The sequence below is a fragment of the Sphingobium sp. IP1 genome (assembly GCF_002708645.1).
In the GTDB taxonomy this organism is placed as follows: domain Bacteria; phylum Pseudomonadota; class Alphaproteobacteria; order Sphingomonadales; family Sphingomonadaceae; genus Sphingobium; species Sphingobium yanoikuyae.
The window spans coordinates 1-14,751 of record NZ_NOIW01000121.1 but is presented as its reverse complement, the minus strand read 5'-3'; the positions used below and the strand labels follow the sequence as shown (position 1 = coordinate 14,751).

The window sequence follows — 14,751 nt, the reverse complement described above, 5'->3', positions numbered from 1 at the left end:
GCCGTTCGGCCACCTGGCGCAGGGTCAGGCCCTCCGCCTCGACCTCGGCCAGGATGCGCAGCGTCCCGCTCTGCTGGCTGTTGAGGCCCAGATGCGCGACATCGGGGAAGGGCGCGTCCAGATCATATTGGCGGAAATCATGGTCGTTGAAAGTGCGCGACAGGAAGCCAAGGCCGGTGTCGATCGACTCCAGCGCGGCGAGTTCGCGGTAGCGCGCCTCGGCCTCCTCATCGCTGTCGCCAACGATCGCGGCGATGCCCGGCAGGATGAACAGCTGGTCGGCATCCCGGCCAAAGCCCTTCGCCCGCGCCTTCACATCGGCATAATAGGCCTGGCCCGCCTCGATCGTCTCGGCATGGGTGAAGATTACCTCGGCCCGTCGCGCGGCGAAGTTGCGGCCATCGTCGGATGCACCGGCCTGGAAGATGACCGGCTGGCCCTGCGGCGTGCGCTTGATGTTGAGCGGGCCGCGCACTTGGAAAAATTCGCCCTTATGGTCGAGCGCATGCAGCCGATCGGGATCGACGAACTGGCCGCTGTCTTTGTCGGCGACATGGGCGCCATCTTCCCAACTGTCCCACAGGCCCTGGACCACATCGAGATATTCGGCGGCAATGCGATAGCGCACGGCATGGGTGGGATGTTCGCTCTTGCTGAAATTGGCGGCGGTATCGCCCAGCCAGGAGGTGACGACATTCCAGCCTGCGCGCCCGCCGCTGAGGTGATCGAGCGAGGCGAATTGGCGGGCGACGTTGAAGGGTTCGGAGTAGCTGACCGTCAATGTGCCGACCAGGCCGATCCGGCTGGTGGTTGCCGCCAGGGCCGACAGGATGGTGATCGGCTCGAACCGGTTGAGATAATGAGGGCTGGATCGTTCGGTGATCGACAGGCTGTCGGCGACGAACAGGAAGTCGAACTTGCCGCGTTCGGCGGTCGCCGCCTGTTCCTGATAGCGGGCAAGGCTGGTGCTGGCATTCACGTCGCGATCGGGATGGCGCCAGTCATGCCAGGTGCGGCCGACGCCATGCAGGATGAAGCCGAGCTTGATATGCGGAGAACGGGCCATGGCCTTGTCCTTCTGCTGGAGGGGAGGGTGAGCCCATTTCCTCTATGCCCGACTGTCCCGCGCGACCAACGCGGTCTCCTCAAGCGCATATGAAATGGACCAATAGGGCAGGCGTCAGTAGGAGAAGCGGGCGCTCAGCAGCACCGTCGCGGGATCGGCATAATTTTTATAATAGACCCCGGTCGAAGGGATGTAGGTCGAACTGACCGGCTTGTTCGCGCCCAGGATATTCTTGCCCTGGATGGCGAACTGGAAACGGTCGTCCGGCAATATCCAGGTGATCGAGCCGTTGATGAAGGTCTGGCCCGGCACTTCGTCCTGCGGCCGGGCGAGGGCGTTCTGATAGAAGCTGCTCTGATATTGGGCGTTGGCCGACAGGCGCAATATACTGCCGGATGCGCCCAGCGGCAGCGCATAATTGGCGCCGCCCGACAGGGACCATTTGGGCGCGTTCAGCAGCGGATTGCCATCGGCGTCGACGCCATTGCCGCCCGCACCCTTATAATCGTCATAAATGGCCTTGAGATAACCAGCCGACCCCTGAAGCGAGAAGCGATCCGACAGGCGCAGGTCATTTTCCAGCTCCACGCCCCAGCTATGCGCCTTGCCGGCATTGCCGCGGCGTGATCCGACATAGGCAGGGTCGTAGAAGGATACCTGGAGATCCTTGTAATCATTGTAGAAGATGGCGAGATTGCTGCGCAGCGCGCCGCCGAACAGGGTGGCCTTGAGGCCGCCTTCATAGGTCGAGACCTTTTCCGGATCGAAGGGCAGGGTGGCGAGGTCCAGCCGGGTCGCGCGATTGTCGAACCCGCCGGATTTGAACCCGCGCGAATAGGTGAGGTAATTGAGCAGATTGGGCGTCCATTGCGCCTGCACCGACAATTTCGGTGTCAGCGCCTTCCAGGTCTTTTCCGCCTCGCCGGCGATCGACTGGGCCACGACATTGCGATCATCGTCGATCACCTTGTTGTCGAAGACGAAGCGCTTCTTCTCGATCGTGCCGCGCAGGCCGGCGGTCAGGCTGAATATGTCATTCGCCTTCCAGGTGCCCTCGCCGAATATGGCATAGGCATCGGTATAGGTGATGTTGTGGGCGCGCAGCCGGTTGACCGGCGCGGTCGCGGCGGTGCCTGTACGGCTGAAGCCGTCACGCTCCACGAAGAAGCGTTCATGCAGGTAGAAGAGGCCGCTGGTGAAGCTGAGGTCGCCAAAGTCGCCGTTCAGCTGCACCTCCTGGCTGAAGGCCCGGTCATTATAGTGGATCAGGTTCTTCTGGATCAGCGCGGCCTCGCCGTCATTCTCGTAATTGACGGGGTTGAGGTTGAAGCCGGTATAGGCGCTGATCGACTTGATCGACAGGCTGGGCGAGAGGTCATAGACCAGCCGCAGCGACGCGCTGCGCGAATTGAGATGCTGGTCCGGTTCGACCTCCGAATAGGATCGGCGGCGGCTGAAGCTGCCGGGTTGGTTGACCGGAATATAGGACCGCGTATCGCTGCGATCGCGCAGGATATTGACGGTCAGCAGCGCGTCGAGATTAGCGATGCCGGTATAGCGCAGCTTGCCGCGCCAGGCGTCGAGGTCGATCCGGTTGACGTCATGGCCCAGCGTCGGATCATAGGTGACGCCGTCGCGGCTGCGATGAATCCAGGCGACGCTGCCCGACAGGTCGCCCGCGATCTTGCCGCTGACCAGCGCTCGGCCCTGTACGTCATTATAGCTGCCATAGCCCAGTTCGGCGGTGACATGGGTGGTCTCGTCGGGCGCGCGGGTAATGATGCGCAGCGCACCGGCCGACGAGTTGCGGCCATAGAGCGTCCCCTGCGGCCCGCGCAGCAGCTCGATCCGTTCCAGATCGACAAATTCGCTCATCGAGGCGATCTGACGGGGGATGTAGACGTCATCGACATAGATGGCGAGCACCGGCTCCTGGATCGGGTCGGATTCGCCCACGCCGCGCAGCGAGAAGGTCTGGGTGGTGTGGCTGATCGACGTCCGCGCCACGAACAGGTTGGGCACCTGGCCGGCCAGGTCGCGCACATTGGTGATGTTACGCTGCTCCAACGTCTCGGGCGTGAAGGCGGAAATCGCGATCGCGGTCTTCTGAAGATCCGTAGCGCGTCGCTCGGCGGTGACGATGATGCCGCCGCCAGCGTCGCCATCCTCTGCGGGCGCCTGGGCCCAGGCCGATCCGGCCATTGTCGCGGCCATGATCGCGCTGCAACCAGCGGCCAGGAAAATCCCTTTTTTCATTGTTCCCCACTCAATCTTGATCCGCCGCAGCCAGGCGTGCAGCGTTAACTGTCAACTAAAGTTGTAGACAATTTGCGCAAATGAGTTCGGGCAATCTGGCGGGAGAATGGCTCATAGATTTGCGCGGCAGAGATGGGCGCGCCGATCATCGGCTGTGGTCAGCTTCGACGTGCTCCACGTCCGCTATAAAGGGTCAGGGGCGATAGCCGCAGATTATTCCGGATCAGCAGTTCCGCGCATGCGCGGGTATCGGCGGTCAGTCGTTCGTCCAGGGGTATTGTGGGGGCAGAGTTGAGACGTTGCGCATCCGCTAACGAGGCGAGCAGGACCAGTTCGTCGTCACTGACATAGCGGGTGCCGGGCGGCTGGATACGCAGGCCGCATTCGGTGGCGATCCTGCGCAGGCGGGCGAAGCTGTCGATGGCCGCGAGACCGATCCGCTGCTCCTCGCCTCGCAGCATTGCGAGCACCCGGCGCTCGGTCCGCGTGCGGCGGTGGAGGGGAAGGGTAGAGCGGTTCACAGCGCACGTGCCAGTGTCAGCGAGACGACTGCACCCTCCCACTGGTTGCGCTGTTCCTGCCCGCTATAGCTGCCTGCCCGGCTCGGGCTGTAGAAACGGCGCAGCCGATGATAATCCTGACCGTTGAGAGCGCTGGCCCGCAGCGTGGCCTTGAAACCGGCGAGCGCCGTGGTTTCGATATAGGCATCGAATGCGGCATCGTCGCGCCAGGTCAGTCGCTCGCCGGTGTAGAAGACATCGCCCTGTTCGGCGGCGGTATAGCTGATCCCCCAGGATGAACGCAGTTTCGGCACGTCGTGGCGGAACTCGGCGCTCAGGCTGCGTGGCGCGATATCGTCCATCTTCCTGCTGTCTCCGGTTACAGGGTCGCGCATGCGCGATCCCCGTAGCGTGCCGTCGAGCGTGAGCCGCGCGCCACGCAGGGCGGCATCGAGCGGGAGGGTCGCCTGGGTGCTGATACCCCATTGGCGGGCATTGCCGATCGTCCCCAGCGCTTCGTCGCCCGTGGGGAGGAGGAGATAGCCGAGCATCCCCTGGTGCCATTGATGATAAGCCTCGACCGCCAGCGCGCCGCCCTTGCCCCAGCGATGATCGGCACGGACGAGCGCGCGAGTGACGCGGGCCGGGCGCAACTGGGCATTGCCGCCAAGCGGCCGGCCGTCGGCCTGATTTACCGATGCAGCGAAATCGCCGAAGTCGAGTTGATCGACGGTGCGGCGGATGCCCAGTCGCAACTGGCTGGTATCGCGCGGCGACCAGACCAGAGCGGCAAACGGTTTCCAGTAGGACAGGCTTTGCTCGTTCGCGGCATCGCCCGCAACGCGAATACGCGACAGTTCGAACGCCATGCCGCTTTCCAGCGTCCATCGCTTGCCCAGGCGCAGCGTGACATTGGCAAAGGCCTCGCCCCGCAGTTCGGATACACGGCTATTGGCATTTGCCAGGGTGATCGGGGTCAGGCCGCTGCCATTATCCTCCGCATAGTCGAGGGCACTGTTGAGCCGGTTATAGGCGATCTCCATCCCCAGTTCGGGGCGGAGCACATGGTCGCCCCCCCGCGTCAGCGTCGTACGACCGACCAGTTCCAACGGCTTCTGCGCCAGCGCGGAAACGCCGCGATAGCCAGCTTCGACATAGTCTTCGTTGGTGGTCTGGCGTTCGACCCGACCGAGCCCCACCAGCTTTGCCGACCAGTCCTTGCCAAGGGTGCGGGTCCAGTCGAGCCCCAACTCGCCACTGCGCCCCTTTTCGTCATAGCCGATGGTCCGCTCGATCGTCGCTGCACCGTCAGTCGGCGTGATCATGATCGCCCGGTCGGATTCATAGCCATCCCGATTGAGCCGCAGATTGAGCGTCAGCGTACCACCGGCCAGCGTGCCGGATGTCGATGCCGCAAGCCCGATCTCCGGCGCCTTGCCGATGATGCGCTCATGCCGGGTCTCGGTCGGCATGCCATTGCCGTCGCTGATATGGTAGATGCCGTCGATCGGATAGCGGACCTGCTCGACCGACAGTTCCACATTGCTCTGCCAGCCGGCAATCTTGCGTGCATGGCTAATCTGGGCAGAGGGCGATATTCGGCCGTCGCGGGTATGGCTGAGCTTCAGCGAGGCATTGCCCGATCCGCTCCCATCGGTGCGCAGGATGACATTGGCCACCAATGTCTGTCCCTGTGCCTCGGCCGCGTCGGTCCCGCGCAACAGCACGACCCGCTCGACGCGTGCGGCACCGATCCGGCGCAGCACCTCGGTAATGCCACCGGCCTTCACCGTCGGTCGCTGGCCATCGATCAGCACATTGCCGGCCGCGCCGCCAAAACCGCGCAGGCTGTTGCCCTCGCTCAGCAGGAAGCCGGGTGTGCGCTCCAGCATGTCGAGAGCGGTCTGGGGCTGGAAGGGCGCGTAGAAATCGGCCGGATAAACCGGATCAGGGCCGGTCGGGACGATTGGCGGATGAGCCGGCGGACTATTGTCCTGCGCCCCTTCCTGTTCGCTCGCCATCGCGCCCGCCGTCATGGCAAGGCCGGCCATCAGCGCATGAAACAACATCATCGCAGGAAAAACTCTACCGGCACGACCAGTTCGATGCTGTCGCCCTTCACATCCTCGGGCGGTTTGGGCAGCGGCTGCGCGCGCTTGGGCAAGGCAAGCGCTTCCTGATCGAGCGATCGCACGCCGGACGAACGCTCGATCCGTGCCGACAACAGCTTGCCGGTCCGGTCCATGATGAAACGGATATAGGGAACACCCTGTTGCCGCGCGAAATGGGCATCGCGGGGATAACGTTTCACCTTGTTGAGCGCGCCCAGCACCAGCCCTTCCCAGGCTGGCTTGCCGGTCGATATCTGTGGTGCCGGTGGCGCTGGCCTGCTTTCCGGCGCGGTGCTTTCCTTGATCGGGGGGCCGGGATCGGGAACAGGTTTGGCCGCCACGGCTGGCAGTATATTGGCGCTCGGAATGAAGATCTTGGGCGGTTCCAGCATTGGTTGCTGGGGCGTGGGCTGCAATTTTTCCTTCTGCACCTGTTCGGGACCCGGCGGCACTTCGCGTGCCGGTTCCGGCGGCGCAGCCGGCGGAGCAACGGCAAAGACACTCAGCGTCGGCGTCGATTTCGGCGCGACATAGGTGCGCCAGGTGACAAGGCTCACCGCCAGGACGGCCAGTCCGATCGCCCCGACGCCGCCCATGCCCGCCAGGCGCGTGCGAAGCGGCATCGCCTGGTCGCTGTAGCGGCTATAGCTCCAACCCGGTTCGATGCGTGAAGGCGTGCGATCGGTCAGTGGCGCACGGGCGAGAGGCAGCGAAGCCATGTCTATTCCGAAAGCGCGAGCAGCAGGGTGGGCGGCAAGGCGAGGAGGATCATGATGACCCAAGCCCGCGCAGGACTGCGCGCATGGAAGGCGCTCATCGCGATCACTGCGAACAAGGCAAAGCTGGCGAGGGTAACGCCGGTGACCGCCTCCACAGCGTCCATGCCAAGGCGCACGAGCAGACGGGAAAGGGCCGCAGTGACGAGCGCGGTCAGGCCATAGGCGCCCAGCGTGCAGGCCGTGACCCGCCCGGCATTGGCCAGTCGGGCACGGGCGACGGAGCTGAACCCGATCATGGCCGCACCCGAGCGAGGATGCGCTCGCGATTGCAGTTGAGCGTCACGATCGTGACGGCGCCGGCGCTCAGCCAGCCGAACCAGGCGACGCTGCCATAACCCCAGCCAAGGCCAAGGCCTGCGATCAGGAAGGCAATGCTCAGCAGCGCAAAGCCGCCGCGGCGCAACCGGCGCGATTGCGCGTCGGGCAGCTTGTGGCGAAGCCAGTCCTGTTGGTGACGCGCCATCGCCAGAAACAGCAGCGCAAAGCCGCCGAGCGACAGCAGGGCTGTTGCGACATGGGTCATGCCGGCACCTCCTGAAAATCTTGCTTGGGCTGGCGCGTGCGGCGCGCCTTGGCCTTGGACTGGTGGGTCGCCACTTTGTGGGCGGCAAAGGCGAAGCCGGTGGCGGTCAGGATCATCATCAGGTCGAACAGGATGAAGATAGCGTCGCCCGCCATCATACTGGTAGGCAGGCCGCGGGGCGTAGTGGCGGCGTTGACCAGCGGAATGGCGGCATAGAGCAGGGCGCAGGCGGTCAGTGTCTCGACCCAGGCCCGCCGTGCCGGCCGGCCCAGGCTCCAGATGAAAATCGCGCCCCAGGCGATGAACAGAGCGTTGACCTCCCAATCGGCGCGTCCGGCCATGGTCGGATCGAGCAACCGGTTGGCGAGGAAATAGACCGCGATCCCTGCCGATGCGCCGGCGATGACGCCGATGTTCAGCCGTTCGACCAGACGGAAACCGAAATGCGGTCGGGCCGGATCGGGCAGCTTGGCGCGGCGCTTGACCGTCCACAGCACCAGCCCGCTGCCGACCATGATCGTGCCGCCCACGCCGGAGAGGAAATAGAGCCAGCGCAAGGCCGGGTTGGCATAGCGGCCGGCATGAAGGTCGACCATCACCCCCTTGGTCGCCGTCGCCGCACCGCCTGCGCGCGGGCCAGCCAGCGGTTCGCCGGTGGCGCCGTTAAGGTAGAGCATCGGCTGGTGGCCACCCAGTGTTTCGGTACGGGGCCAGATGCGGACGATCGCGGCTGCATTGCCGGGATGGCTGATGCTGACATAGCTGGGCTCGAAACCGGGCCGCAGCGCACGCGCACGCTGCAGCAGTTCGGGGATCGGGCGCAGGTCGGCCTTCGCCTCGCTCGGTTCGCTCTTTGGCCCGGACGGGAAGGCCGCCTCATAATAGGCGTCGGTCGACGGGAAATTGGCGCTGATTGCCCAGGGCATCAGGGTGAAGAGCAGGGTGACAAGGCCGGTATAGGTGATCATCAGATAGAAGGGCAGGGCAAGGACGGCGGTGACATTATGCGCGTCGAGCCAGGAGCGCTGGCCCTTGCCGAAACGTAGCAGGAAGAAGTCGGTGAAGATCTTCTTGTGGGTGACGACGCCGCTCAGGATCGCGACCAGCATGGCGAGCGCGGCCAGGCTGACGAGCAGGCGCGCCCACATGACCGGCATATAATGAAGGTCGAAATGCATGCGGTAGAGGAAGAAGCCGCCGCGCGTATCGCGCACGCTGGTCAGGGTGCCGCTGGTGGCATCGAGCGTCCGTTCCTGCTGACTTGAGCGGTCGCCGCCGGCCGGCGTCCAACTGATCGAGAAGCCGTCGCCGCCGCGCGAACCGGGAAGGGAGAGCGTCCAGTCGTCTGCACCTGCGCCTTCCTTGCGCAGGATCGTGTCGGCGGCGTCGATTGCCTTATCACTGACCGGGGCGGGGGTCAGTTCGGGGCGCATCCATTGCGATATTTCCTGCTGGAAGAAGGCGACCGTGCCGAACAGGAAGATGACGAACAGCAACCAGCCAGGCAGCAGCCCGGTCCAGGTATGCAGCGTCGACATGGTCTGGCGCAGCGATGCCTTCATGATGTCTTGCCTCCGGCGACCTCTGATGACCTGTGTTCGTGCATGTCCCGCTGTTCGCTAATGCCCATCAATGCCCTGTTTGGTTGACGTTTGGCGTGACTGGATTTCCAAAGAAAAACGTCGAGAAATATTGGAAAGCCGCCCCGTTGCCTACAAATTGCATACCCCATGGCGAGTGGTTCGCTTGGCACCTCGTCGCGTTGGGATGGTGCCATTAACGCAAATGAGATTTATTTGCAAAACAAGACATTTGATTTTTTGTGGTCGTAAGGGCTGCTATGTCCGGCAAATAGTCCTTGTCGAACGCGCAACATGCCCCGTACTGGACAGCATAAATCACAGCCCCTAATTCGCATATGCGAATCAATAGCAATAAAGGGGCTGGTATGCGACATATGAGATGGATGGGGGCGTTGCTGTCTGGGGGCGGTATCGTTGCCGCGGCGGTGCCTGCGTTTGGGCAGGAACAAGCCAGTCAGGATGGTCAGGCTGTCATGCTCGGGTCGGTCCGGGTTGAAGGGGAGGCCGTTGATGATGGCCTGACCAGCGATCCCGCATCTACCGAAGGGACCGGCTCTTACACGACCCGGTCGATGAAGACCGCGACGAAGCTGCCCATGTCGATCCGCGAGACGCCGCAGTCGGTGACCGTCGTCACCCGCCAGCGACTGGATGATCAGGTGATGACCAACATCACCGACGTGGTGAAAAATACGCCAGGCCTTTTCCTCAACTATTCCAGCGGGCCCGGCCGCCCGAGCTTTACCGCGCGCGGTTTCGATATCGACAACATAATGTATGACGGCCTGCCGTCCCGCTATCAGGGATGGGTCGTGGGCAGTCAGGCCAATATGGCCATCTATGACCGGGTGGAGGTGGTGCGCGGCGCTACGGGCCTTGTAACCGGCAGCGGCAATCCATCGGCGGCGATCAATCTGGTGCGCAAGCGCCCGACCCGCGACTTTCAGCTCAATCTCGAAGGATCGGCCGGCAGTTGGGACAATTATCGCGGGCAGATCGACATGTCGGGCGGTGTCGATCAGGCCGGCAATCTGCGGGTGCGGGTTATCGGCTCCTATCAGGACAGCAGCAGTTTCCGCGACGGCGAGGTCATTCATCGCGGCCTGATCCATGCGATCGGCGAATATGATATCGGTCCTGATACGACGCTGATGGTGGGCGCCACCCATCAGGATGATTTCTTCAATAGCTTCTGGGGCGGCTTGCCGCTCAGCGCTACCGGCGCGCATTTCGACCTGCCGCGCTCGACCCGGCCCAGCTATGACTGGGAAGGCAAAAGCCAGAAGTCGAACACTGTCTTTGGCGAACTGACCCATCGGTTCGGTCACGACTGGAGCGTCCGGCTGGCGAGCATGAAGGTGTGGCAGGATGCCATGTTCTCCGGCACCTATGTCTATCGCCGGCCCGACCTGACGCTCACCCATTCCGCCTATCAGGCCGCCTATGACGAGGATCAGGCCAGTGTCGACCTCTATGCCAGCGGGCCGGTCACGTTGTTTGGTCGTGACCATGATCTGACATTCGGCGCCAGCCGACGCGAGACCTCGACAGGCACGCAAAATTACAGCGGGGGCGGGCTGCTCGCTGGCAATGTCGACATGTTCGATTTCGACCCGGCCAGCGGTGCTCGACCCAATTTCGTGCCGACGACCTACAGCCGGAACGTCATCACCCAGGGCGGTCTCTATGCCTCGACCCGGCTCAATCCGTTCGATGGGATGAAGGTCATCCTGGGCGGGCGGCTGGATTGGTATGATTATGATAATCGCACGGCTGCGACCGGCGATTACAAGGTCGATGCCCACAAGACCGTCTACGCCGGCGCGATCCTGGACATCGATCGTCATCATTCTTTCTATGCCAGCTTCACCGACATTTTCCAGCCGCAGACGGCCAGGGGCTTTGCCGTAGACGCCGACAGCCAGACGATCCTGAAGCCGATCACCGGCCAGAATTACGAGGTGGGTATCAAGGGCGAATATCTCGACGGGGCGCTGAATGCGGCGATCGCGCTCTTCCGCATCGACCAACGGAATAGGGCATTTGTGCCGACCGATCAGAGCGGTTGTCCCAGCTTCCCGGCCAGCAGTTGCTCGACGGCTGCTGGCCTGGTGCGCAGCAAGGGCATTGATGCCGAGCTTCAGGGCGCGATTACGCCCGACTGGAACATTTCGCTCAGCTATACCTATACCAGCATTCAATTTGTGCGGGACACCAACCCCGAAAATGGCGGCAAGAATTTCGACACCGACATGCCCCGCCACATGGCTAAATTGTCGACCTTCTACACTCTGCCGGGGAAGCTCGACCGGCTGCGTGTCGGCGCCGGACTTAACTGGCAGAGCCGCATATACAACGACAATAACGGCGCCAATTTCAACAATGTCGCCTTCCGCGTCGAACAGGGGGGCTATGCCGTTGCCGACCTGATGCTGGGATACAAGATCAGCGACCGGTTCGATCTTCAGGCCAACATCAACAATCTGTTCGACAAGCATTATTACAAGGCGATCGGCTATGATATCCGCTGGGGCTCGACCGATGCCTATGGCGATCCGCGCAATATTCTGGTGACGCTGCGCGGCAGAATCTGAAGGCATGCGCTCGCCAGCCATGGTTGGCGAGCGCCGCAATCGTGCGATGCGCTGAATTTCGGATTGTCTGGAGCCAGCCCGGCCTTGCCAAGGGCTGAAATAGTGGCTCCCCGAGTAGGATTCGAACCTACGGCCATTCGATTAACAGTCGAATGCTCTACCGCTGAGCTATCGGGGAGCAGCCCTGCTTGCGCCGGGCAGGCCGCGCATATGCAGCGGCTTGTCCCAAATGGCAAGCGTGAAATTGCAGAAAATTACGCGATGAATTGTTCGGCCGCGATCCGGTCGTCCAGCGTATGTTCGGGGTCGAACAACAAAGTCAGCGGCGTGGCGCGGTCGATCTTGACCTCCACCTGGGCGACGTCACGGACTTCGCGCTGGTCGGCGACGGCACTGACCGGGCGCTTGACCGGATCGAGCACGGTGAAGCGAATCGCGGTATTTTCAGGCAGGATGGCGCCACGCCAGCGGCGCGGCCGGAACGGGCTGATCGGGGTCAGGGCGACCAGGGCGGACCCCAGCGGCAGGATCGGGCCATGGGCGGACAGATTATAGGCGGTGGACCCGGCGGGCGTTGCGACCAGCACGCCGTCGCACACCAGTTCGGGCAGCACGGGGCGATCATTGACCTGCACTTCCAGCTTGGCGGTCTGGCGGGTTTCGCGCAGCAGCGAGACTTCGTTGATCGCCGGGATGGAGAAACGCTCGCCATCGACCGTATCGACCACCATGCGCAGCGGATTGACCTTGAAGCTCTTGGCCTTCTCCAGCCGCTGTTCCAGCCGTTCCAGCCGCCATTCGTTCATCAGGAAGCCGACCGTGCCGAGGTTCATGCCAAAGACCGGCAATATGCGGCGGGATTCCAGCATGGCGTGCAGCGTCTGCAGCATGAAGCCGTCGCCGCCCAGCGCGATGACCGTGTCCGCCTGTTCCAGCGGTACGAAATCATAGGCGGCGCGCAACCGCTCTTCCGCTGCCCGTGCAGCCTGGGTCGGGGACGCGACGAGGGCGCGCCGGGGTTCGCTGTTCATCCGCCGGTGACGCTCATATGTCTTTTGACGGTGGCAGTCGGTGCGCCGGCGCCAATCCGGAAATCATGGGCGGCGGGCTTGCGCTGCAGTGCGCGATCGACCAGCGGCTCGACTGCGGCGAGACCGCCGCTGCGCAGCGCGGCCTTGAAATCGACATGGTCGTCATGGCCCAGGCACATGTAGATCTTGCCCTCGCAGGTCATGCGCATGCGATTGCAGTCGGCGCAGAAATTGCGGGTGAGCGGGGTGATGAGGCCAAGGCGGACGCCCAGCCCCTCGACATCATGATAGCGCGCCGGGCCACCCGTGCGCGCCGCAATCGGGGTGAGGGCATGATGGGCGTCGATCTCCTGCGCGACATGCGACAGCGGCAGATAATGGTCGGTGCGATCCTCGCCGGTTTCGCCCAGCGGCATGGTCTCGATCAGGGTCAGGTCGAAGCCCTGGCTGTCGCACCAGCGCAGCATCGGCAGGATCTCGTCGGCATTGATATCCTTGAGCGCGACCATGTTGATCTTGACCGCAAGGCCCGCCGCGCGCGCGGCATCCAGTCCGTGCCGGACGGCCGACAGGTCGCCGCCACGGGTGATATGGGCGAAGCGATCGGCCTGCAGGCTGTCGAGGCTGACATTGATGCGGCGGACGCCGGCGTCGTGCAGCGCCTCTGCATGATCGGCCAGGCGCGTGCCGTTGGTGGTCAGCGTCAGTTCCTGAAGGCCGGCATCCAGATGGCGGCCGATTCGACGGATCAGGTCGATGATGTCGCGGCGCACCAGCGGTTCGCCGCCGGTCAGGCGGATGCGGCGCACGCCGCGCGCGATGAAGAGATCGGCGAGAAGCGCGATTTCCTCCAGCGTCAGAACCTGATTTTTCGGCAGGAATTGCATCCGCTCCGCCATGCAGTATCGGCAGCGCAGGTCGCATCGATCCGTAACGGAAATCCGCAGATAATCGATCCGGCGGCCAAGGCCGTCGGTCATGGAAGTTGCGGCAGGATCGACCATGGCCATGCCCCTAGCTAGGCCATGGGCATGGCGGGCGCAAGCTGGCCGGTTGCGGGGCGGTGAAGAGGTCGGTAACCGGTTGCTGTTACAAGAGCGGCATGCGCCTTGTCAGGGAGTCGATAAAAGAGTGAGCGGGCAGGCCGCCCCGGACGGGCAGCGCAGCATCTTCATCCTGTCGCCCGGCGACCGCGACCCCCTGTGCCGTGCCGCGCAGGAGGCGGGCTGGCGCGCGATCGGTGCGCGCCGCGCGACCGATGCGCCGCAACGTTTCCTGCGCAGCGATGCCCAGATCGCGCTGGTCGACATGCGCGGCGGGACGGCGGCCAAGCTGATCGCGCCTTTGGTGCCGGCTGTGGATGCGGGTGGCTGCGCGCTGGTGGTGCTGGTCGATGCGGCGGCGATCGCGACCCTGCCGCAATTGTTCGACGCCGGCGCGACCCATTTTCTGGTGGCACCGGTGACGCAACCCCTGTTGCAGGCGACACTGGCATCGGCGCAGCGGCTGGTCGAGCGGCTGGGCGGTGGCGCGATGCAGAGCCAGCGGGCGCAGCGCATCCGCCGGGGTGACGCGCTGTACTGGGAGATGGATCGTGACGGCGCAGGGCTGCGGCTGAGCGAGAGCCTGGCCCGCAATCTGGGGATAGAGGCGTGGCAGCCGACGCCATCGATCTTGATCCACCGGCTGGCGCGCAACGAACGCAAGGCGGTGTTGAATGCCTTGGAGGGGATGATGCAGTCGGGCCGTCCGGCGGCGTTCGCCCATGCCGTGCCGGGGCGGCCGGGCAATCGGCTGGTGCATCATCTGCGCTTCGTCGACGGCACGGTGGCGGCCGATGTGGAGTGGCTGTCCGACGCGCAGGACCAGGATGTGGCGAGCCGCGACAATCTGACCGGGCTGCGTTCGCGCCAGGCGGCGCTGGACTGGCTTGATCGCCGGTCGGGCCTACCGACGACGGTGGTGCTGCTGTCGATCAGCCAGTTCGATCGCATGAATGCGGCCTATGGCCAGGTGGTGGGTGACGCACTGCTGGGGCGGATCGCGCGGCGGATCGAACAGATTGTCGACAGCGTGGCGGGCCATGCGATGGTCGCGCGGATCGCCGGCACGGAATTTCTGGTCGGCCTGACCGGCGAGCCAGCGGCGGCGGAGCGGGCGACCTATCTGGCGCGGCAGTTGATCGAGGCGATCAGCCGGCCGTTCAGTGCGGGCGATCATCTGATCCGTTTGATTGCGCGATGCGGTATCGCGCAGGCGCGGGCGGAGGATGACGCAACACAGTTGCTGCGGCGGGCAGGGGCGGCAC

General features: G+C 63.9%; 12 protein-coding genes and 1 tRNA gene. 2 read left to right on the top strand and 11 right to left on the bottom strand.

Going from position 1 to position 14,751, the window contains the following annotated elements; all coding sequences use genetic code 11:
* The 8 genes from CG471_RS25595 to CG471_RS25560 all read right to left on the bottom strand — a co-directional run.
* Positions 1-1,066, bottom strand: a 1,066-nt coding sequence (locus tag CG471_RS25595; RefSeq protein WP_099234201.1) for an NtaA/DmoA family FMN-dependent monooxygenase, incomplete at its 3' end; no start/stop codon positions are given.
* A 114-nt stretch (positions 1,067-1,180) separates the two neighbouring features.
* Positions 1,181-3,322: a TonB-dependent receptor gene (locus CG471_RS25590; protein WP_099234200.1), complete on the bottom strand. Its 2,142-nt coding sequence runs from the start codon at positions 3,320-3,322 to the stop codon at positions 1,181-1,183.
* Positions 3,323-3,480: 158 nt separating this feature from the next.
* The gene (locus tag CG471_RS25585; RefSeq protein WP_257211686.1) at positions 3,481-3,843 is read right to left on the bottom strand and encodes a hypothetical protein; all 363 of its coding nucleotides are present in this window, start codon (positions 3,841-3,843) and stop codon (positions 3,481-3,483) included.
* Positions 3,840-5,894, bottom strand: coding sequence for a TonB-dependent siderophore receptor (locus CG471_RS25580; RefSeq protein ID WP_099234199.1), 2,055 nt, complete (start codon positions 5,892-5,894; stop codon positions 3,840-3,842). The genes CG471_RS25585 and CG471_RS25580 overlap by 4 nt, the downstream gene beginning before the upstream one ends.
* Positions 5,891-6,652: an energy transducer TonB gene (locus CG471_RS25575; RefSeq protein WP_099234198.1), complete on the bottom strand. Its 762-nt coding sequence runs from the start codon at positions 6,650-6,652 to the stop codon at positions 5,891-5,893. The genes CG471_RS25580 and CG471_RS25575 overlap by 4 nt, the downstream gene beginning before the upstream one ends.
* 2 nt (positions 6,653-6,654) lie before the next feature.
* Positions 6,655-6,948 carry a hypothetical protein gene (locus CG471_RS25570; protein WP_099234197.1) on the bottom strand — a complete coding sequence of 98 codons (294 nt, stop codon included), beginning with the start codon at positions 6,946-6,948 and terminating at the stop codon, positions 6,655-6,657.
* Positions 6,945-7,235, bottom strand: a complete 291-nt coding sequence (locus CG471_RS25565; RefSeq protein WP_099234196.1) for a DUF3325 domain-containing protein — start codon at positions 7,233-7,235, stop codon at positions 6,945-6,947. The genes CG471_RS25570 and CG471_RS25565 overlap by 4 nt, the downstream gene beginning before the upstream one ends.
* Positions 7,232-8,797 carry a PepSY domain-containing protein gene (locus CG471_RS25560; RefSeq protein WP_099234195.1) on the bottom strand — a complete coding sequence of 522 codons (1,566 nt, stop codon included), beginning with the start codon at positions 8,795-8,797 and terminating at the stop codon, positions 7,232-7,234. The genes CG471_RS25565 and CG471_RS25560 overlap by 4 nt, the downstream gene beginning before the upstream one ends.
* Before the next feature lie 494 nt (positions 8,798-9,291).
* On the opposite strand from CG471_RS25560, the gene CG471_RS25555 reads away from it, so the two are divergent.
* On the top strand, positions 9,292-11,412 hold the full coding sequence (locus CG471_RS25555) for a TonB-dependent siderophore receptor (RefSeq protein ID WP_099234194.1): 2,121 nt from the start codon (positions 9,292-9,294) through the stop codon (positions 11,410-11,412).
* 103 nt (positions 11,413-11,515) lie between these two features.
* On the opposite strand, the gene CG471_RS25550 is transcribed toward CG471_RS25555, so the two are convergent.
* The 3 genes from CG471_RS25550 to moaA form a co-directional block, all read right to left on the bottom strand.
* Positions 11,516-11,590: transfer RNA gene (locus tag CG471_RS25550), tRNA-Asn, on the bottom strand.
* A gap of 76 nt (positions 11,591-11,666) precedes the next feature.
* Positions 11,667-12,443 carry an NAD kinase gene (locus CG471_RS25545; protein ID WP_004207502.1) on the bottom strand — a complete coding sequence of 259 codons (777 nt, stop codon included), beginning with the start codon at positions 12,441-12,443 and terminating at the stop codon, positions 11,667-11,669.
* Positions 12,440-13,453 carry a GTP 3',8-cyclase MoaA gene (gene moaA, locus CG471_RS25540; RefSeq protein ID WP_099234193.1) on the bottom strand — a complete coding sequence of 338 codons (1,014 nt, stop codon included), beginning with the start codon at positions 13,451-13,453 and terminating at the stop codon, positions 12,440-12,442. Before moaA ends, CG471_RS25545 begins: the two co-directional genes overlap by 4 nt.
* A 121-nt stretch (positions 13,454-13,574) precedes the next feature.
* Here moaA and CG471_RS25535 point away from each other — a divergent pair.
* Positions 13,575-14,751, top strand: a 1,177-nt coding sequence (locus tag CG471_RS25535; RefSeq protein WP_143560276.1) for a diguanylate cyclase, incomplete at its 3' end; no start/stop codon positions are given.